The sequence below is a fragment of the Ideonella azotifigens genome (assembly GCF_006519715.1).
GTDB lineage: Bacteria > Pseudomonadota > Gammaproteobacteria > Burkholderiales > Burkholderiaceae_C > Ideonella > Ideonella azotifigens.
Genome location: NZ_VIDT01000360.1, coordinates 1 through 5593, shown reverse-complemented (window position 1 = coordinate 5593; position 5593 = coordinate 1). Strand labels below are relative to the sequence as shown.

Annotated in this window: 5 protein-coding genes and 1 tRNA gene; 2 read left to right on the top strand and 4 right to left on the bottom strand. The window is 66.7% G+C overall.

Features of this window, described 5'->3' with window-relative positions; translation table 11 throughout:
* Both FKP22_RS19305 and FKP22_RS19300 read right to left on the bottom strand, forming a co-directional pair.
* Positions 1–242, bottom strand: a 242-nt coding sequence (locus FKP22_RS19305; protein WP_211361473.1) for a HesA/MoeB/ThiF family protein, incomplete at its 3' end; no start/stop codon positions are given.
* Positions 243–363: 121 nt separating this feature from the next.
* Positions 364–1794, bottom strand: coding sequence for a S41 family peptidase (locus FKP22_RS19300; protein ID WP_141289333.1), 1431 nt, complete (start codon positions 1792–1794; stop codon positions 364–366).
* A 220-nt stretch (positions 1795–2014) separates the two neighbouring features.
* Between FKP22_RS19300 and FKP22_RS19295 the strand changes: the two genes are divergently transcribed.
* Positions 2015–2089 (top strand) — tRNA-Arg (locus FKP22_RS19295).
* 222 nt (positions 2090–2311) lie between these two features.
* Positions 2312–3295, top strand: coding sequence for an aldo/keto reductase (locus FKP22_RS19290; protein WP_141289332.1), 984 nt, complete (start codon positions 2312–2314; stop codon positions 3293–3295).
* Here FKP22_RS19290 and FKP22_RS19285 read toward each other — a convergent pair.
* Positions 3283–3945, bottom strand: a complete 663-nt coding sequence (locus tag FKP22_RS19285) for a GntR family transcriptional regulator (protein WP_211361472.1) — start codon at positions 3943–3945, stop codon at positions 3283–3285. The genes FKP22_RS19290 and FKP22_RS19285 overlap by 13 nt on opposite strands.
* Positions 3946–3955: 10 nt before the next feature.
* Positions 3956–5593 (bottom strand): translocation/assembly module TamB domain-containing protein (locus FKP22_RS19280; RefSeq protein WP_211361471.1); only part of this gene is annotated, 1638 nt, incomplete at its 5' end.

The window sequence follows — 5593 nt, the reverse complement described above, 5'->3', positions numbered from 1 at the left end:
TGGCCGACGCGGGCCTGGCTGTGGGCGATCTGACGCTGCAGGTTGGTGGTGTCCACCGTGTCGGCGTCGACCAGGGTCAGCCGGCCCACGCCTGCCGAGCCCAGGTAAAGCGCCACCGGCGAGCCCAGCCCGCCAGCGCCTATCACCAGCGCATGCGAAGCCAGCAGCTTGCGCTGGCCTTCTATGCCGATCTCATCCAGCAGCAGGTGGCGCGAATAGCGCAGCAGCGCGTCGTCGCTCAGACCATCATCAAGGCCGTCGTCTTGGGTCATGCGGAGAGGTCCGGCCGGGCCGGAAACAACAAAGGCGAAGCGGTGGCACAGAGCCGCCGGCTTCGCCTGGTGTGGCTTGCAGCGAGCGAGCTTATTCGGTCGCGGCTTCGGCCTTGCGCTCGGTCATGGACTTGCTGACCATGACTTGCTTGCCCTTGAGCTGGTTCAGGGCCTGCACCAGCTGGAAGTCCTCGGCGCTGCCGAATTCAGGCAGCGGCTTGGGCGGTTCCTTGGACTTGGCGACCTGCTCTTCGAGCTTCTTGCGCGCTTCCTCGCGGGCCTTTTCGCGGGCTTCGTCCTTCTCGTCGCCATTGCCCAGGTGCTTTTCCAGGTCGGCTTCGCGGGTGCGCAGCGCAGCGAACACATTGCCTTCGGCGGTTTCGTCAAGCCAGATGTCCGGCACGATGCCCTTGGCCTGGATGGAGCGGCCGCTGGGCGTGTAGTAGCGCGCGGTGGTGATCTTCAGCGCGGTGTCGGCCGTCAGCGGGCGCACGGTCTGCACCGAGCCCTTGCCGAAGGTCTGCGCACCCATCAGCGTGGCGCGCTTGTGGTCCTGCAGCGCACCGGCGACGATTTCGCTGGCCGAGGCCGAGCCTTCGTTGACCAGCACCACCATCGGTACCGTCTTGAGCGAGGCCGGCAGCTTCTTCAGCGGGTCGGCGCCGCCGCGGCGCAGGTAGTTGTCGGGCGTGGCGCGGAAGGTCGCCTTCGATTCGGCGATCTGGCCATTGGTGCTGACGACGACCGAGTCAGACGGCAGGAAGGCCGAGGCAATGGCCACCGCGCCTTCGAGCAGGCCGCCCGGGTCGTTGCGCAGGTCCAGGATCACGCCCTTGATGTTCGGGTCCTGCTTGTAGATGTCTTCCAGCTTGCGCGAGAAGTCTTCCACCGTGCGGTCCTGGAACTGCGTCACGCGGATCCAGGCGTAGCCGGGTTCGACTTCCTTCGCGCGCACGCTCTGCACGCGGATTTCCTCGCGGGTGATCGTGACCGGGAAGCTGCGGTTTTCGTTTTTGCGGAAGATGGTCAGCACGACCTTGGTGGACGGCTCGCCGCGCATGCGCTTGACCGCCTGGTCCATCGACAGGCCCTTGACGGCCGAGTCGTCGATCTTGGTGATCAGGTCACCGGACTTCAGGCCGGCGCGGAAGGCGGGGGAGCCTTCGATCGGGGAGACCACCTTGACCAGGCCGTCTTCCATGCCGATCTCGATGCCCACGCCGACGAATTTGCCGGTCGTGCCTTCACGGAATTCCTTGAAGGACTTCTTGTCGAAGTACTGGGAATGCGGGTCCAGCCCGGCCACCATGCCGGAGATGGCATCGGTGATCAGCTTCTTCTCGTCCACCGGTTCGACGTAGTCATTCTTGACCATGCCAAATACCGCGGCGAGTTGCTGCATTTCCTCCAGCGGCAGCGGGCCGTAGGTGTTGCGCGCCTCGGCCTGGAATTGAATGGTCGTCAATGCGCCGGCCAGCGCCCCCATCGTGAGGAGACCTGCCACCTTCAATTTGGCACCCATGTGATGTCCCGCTTTCAAACTAGAAGTCATTCGACCAGATGGTCAGTATAGGACTCGCCGCTCACAGCAAGACTTTGAACTGGCCGTAAAGTTGCTTGTTTTTGAAGGCTATTGGCGTGAGCCAACACTCACTGCGCTCACTTTTCAGGCCAGCCTTCGCTGCGTCACCCCGGCTCCGCGTCAATCGACGCGCGCAGCTGAGGCACAATGCGCGCCGGTCGGCTCCATGGTTCAATGGATAGAACAGCCCCCTCCTAAGGGGCAGATCCAGGTTCGATTCCTGGTGGGGCCACCATTTCGGCCGCCGACCACACAGCGCATCTGCGCTCAAACTGGCCGAAATCAAGGGCATGCCGCCCGCCAAGCGCGTCTTCTCGCGTTCAACATGTTTTCTCATTGGATCGCCCGCCGCGCAGCAGGCAGCGTTGCGCTGCGCATCTGGAGGCGGAGGCAGGCCATGTTTCGTCTGGGTTAGGATTATCGATAATCCAATTCCTGTGCTTCGGAGACCTGTCCCATGCAATACCGTGAACTCGGCCGTACCGGCTGGAAGGTGTCGACCATCAGCTTTGGCGCCTGGGCCATCGGCGGCACCTGGGGTCAGGTGAACGACGAAGAATCGATGGCCGCGCTGCACCGAGCGCTGGACCTGGGCATCAATTTCTTCGACACCGCCGATGTGTACGGCGACGGCCACAGCGAGCGGCTGATCGCCCGGCTGCGCAAGGAGCGCAGCGAACCCTTCTACGTGGCCACCAAGGCCGGCCGCCGGCTCAGCCCTCACGTGGCCGAGGGCTACAACCGGGAGAACCTGACGGCGTTTGTCGAGCGCAGCCTGCGCAACCTGAACACCGAGGTCCTCGACCTGCTGCAGCTGCACTGCCCGCCAACGCCGGTCTACTACCTGCCCGAGGTCTTTGGCGTGCTGGACGACCTGGTGCGCGCTGGCAAGCTGCGCCACTACGGCGTCAGCGTCGAGAAGGTCGAGGAGGCGCTGAAGGCAATCGAATTCCCTGGCGTGCAGACGGTGCAGATCATCTACAACATCTTCCGCCAGCGGCCGGCCGAACTGCTGTTCCGCGAGACGCTGGCGCGCCGCGTCGGCATCCTGGCGCGGGTGCCGCTGGCCTCGGGGCTGCTGTCGGGCGGCATCTCGCGCCAGACCCGGTTCGAGGCCGACGACCACCGCAGCTTCAACCGCGAAGGCGCGGCCTTCGACAAGGGCGAGACCTTCTCCGGGCTGGATTTCGAGAGCGGCCTGGCCGCGGTCGAGGCCTTGCGGCCACTGGTGCCGGCCGGGCAGACGCTGGCGCAATTTGCACTGCGCTGGATCCTGATGCAGCAGGCCGTGACCTGCGCGATTCCCGGCGGCCGCCGGCCGTCCCAGGTCGAGGACAACGTGCGCTCGGCCGATCTGCCGCCGCTGCCTGACGCGACGATGCAGGCTGTGGGCGCAATCTACGCACAATACGCCAAGCCGCTGGTGCATCACCTCTGGTGATCGGCGCCCTGCAGGTAGTCGAGCTTCGCCAGCTGCAAGTGGGCGACACACAGCTCGGCGAGTGCCACGCTGTCGCTGCCCTTGAGCAACTGGATCATCGCCAGGTGCTCCTCTGCCGCGGCTTCCGAATGGCCCGCCATCGCAGTGCGCTGGGCGCGCACCGGCAGGCTCAACCCCATGTAGTGGCGGATCGAGGCCACCAGGTACGGGTTGCCGCAGCCGCTGAACAAGGTCAGGTGGAACGCGTCGTTGACGCGATGCAGCGCGCTGAAGTCACGCTCCCGCAGATGCTGCAGGAACTGCGTGTGCAAGGCCTCCAGCGCTTCGACCAGTGCAGGCTCGGCCGGCAACGGAATGTGCAGCGCGGCCTGCCGCTGCAGCAGCTCGCGCACCTCGTAGATCTGCCGCACCTCGGTCGGCGCCAGCGCCCGCACGCTGGCGCCCTTGTTCTTCTCGCGCACCACGATGCCCAGGCGCTCCAGCTCCACCAGCGCCTGACGCACGCCATGCCGCGTGGCGCCGAAGCGCGCCATCAGCGGGTCTTCGATCAGGCGGCTGCCGGGCGGCAGGCGGCCGAAGATGATGTCCTCGCCCAGTGCCTTGGCCACGCCTTGTGCGTCACTGAACAGTGTCGACTCGGGCTTGGACACAATGTCCCCGCTAATCCCAGCGCCAGGTCCAGATGGCATCAAGGGCGCTGTCCTCTCCGGACTGCGCCCGCAGCGTGAACTTCTGGGCAACGCGGTAGATGAGCTGCCAGGTGCCGGTGGCGGCATTGACGCCGCGTTCGTAGCCCACGTACCAGCGGCGCGTGAGCTGCTTGCCGACGGTGACGACGGTGGTTTGCACGTTGTTTTCGCCGGCCGCCTGGCGCAGCGAGAAGTCGCTGAGGCCGATGTTTTCCAGCAGGTTGTCGGTGGGGCTGCCGCTGTTGCCCATCAAGAGGGCCAGCGCGGCGCGCTGCAGCAGCGCGGTGTCGGCCTGGCCCAGGCCTTCGGGGGCGCGGCCCATGACCAGCCAGCTGAGCTTGTCGGTGTCGCTCATCTCGGTGTCGCTGGCCAGGCGCACGCGTGGGTTCAGTGCGGTGCCGGTGATCAGCACGCCGACCTGCACGTCCAGGTTGGGCCGGATCGCGTAGATGTCCAGCCGCGGGTCGTCCACCGGGCCGGTGAACAGGATGCTGCCGCGCTCGATCTGCAGCTTCTGGCCATAGGCCGCGTAGTTGCCGCCGACCGTGTGCACCGTGCCGGCGACCGCCAGCTTGCCGCGCGGGTTGGTGATCTTCAGTGCGCCTTGCAGCCCGGTGTCGATGCCCTTGCCGCGCAGCCGCAGCTTCTGGCCCAGGTCCAGCTGCAGCGCCAGCTGGGTCACGCGCTGGCTCTGGCCGTTGGCCTTGTCGTCCTGCGCGGCTTCCTCGGCCTCGGTCCTGGCCATGACCACGTCTTCGGGCAGCGTGGGGCCGTCGCCGCGGCTGATGTCGATCAGCCCTTCGTCCAGCGTGACGTTGCCGTTCAGGCTCAGCGTGTCCTTGTCCAGCCCGAGCTGGGCCTGGCCGCTGGCAACAATGGTGCGGTCAATGCGGCCCAGCGCCTTGAACTTCTGGGCCTCGATGCTGACCTTGGCCGAGGGCTTGGCCCCCAACTCTGCCGTGCCGGTGGCGCTGATGCTGCCGTCGCCGCCCTTGAATGCCAGCTGCTCCAGCCGTGCGCGCTGGCCTTCCAGCAGCAGCCTGGCCTGGCCATTGGTGAGCGACACGCCCAGCAGCGGGTTCTGCACGCTCAGGCGCTGGCCGGTCAGCTCGCCGGAGATTTCCGGTGCGCCCAGCGTGCCGGCGATCTTCGCCGAGCTGGCCAGCTCGCCGCCCAGGCGCCAGCCGGCCGGCATCCACGGCGCCCAGGCGCTGAGCTTGGTGACCTGCAAGGTGAGCGTGCCCTGCATCGGCGAGCTGCTGGCAGGCAACAGCTGGTCCGGCCCGGCCTGGATGGACAGCGCGGCACCCAGTGCGCCCAGGTACTGGCCGGCCAGCGCCTGGGTGAACTGCCAGCTGCCATCGTGCGCCTTCAGGCTCAGCCGCAGGTCGGTGAGGCCCAGCGGCAACTGGCGCGTGGTGGACAGCAGGCCGTCCTCGTCCAGCGCCAGGTCGCCGCTCAGGCGCTCGATCACGGCTTCTGCTTCCAGCCTGCCGTCATAGCGCAGCTGCAGCTGGCCGCCCAGCTTCAGGTCGCCGGCCCACACGGCATCCGGCTGCAGCCGCTGCAGCAGCGGGGCGACGCTGGTTTCCTTCAGCTTGGCCTGCAG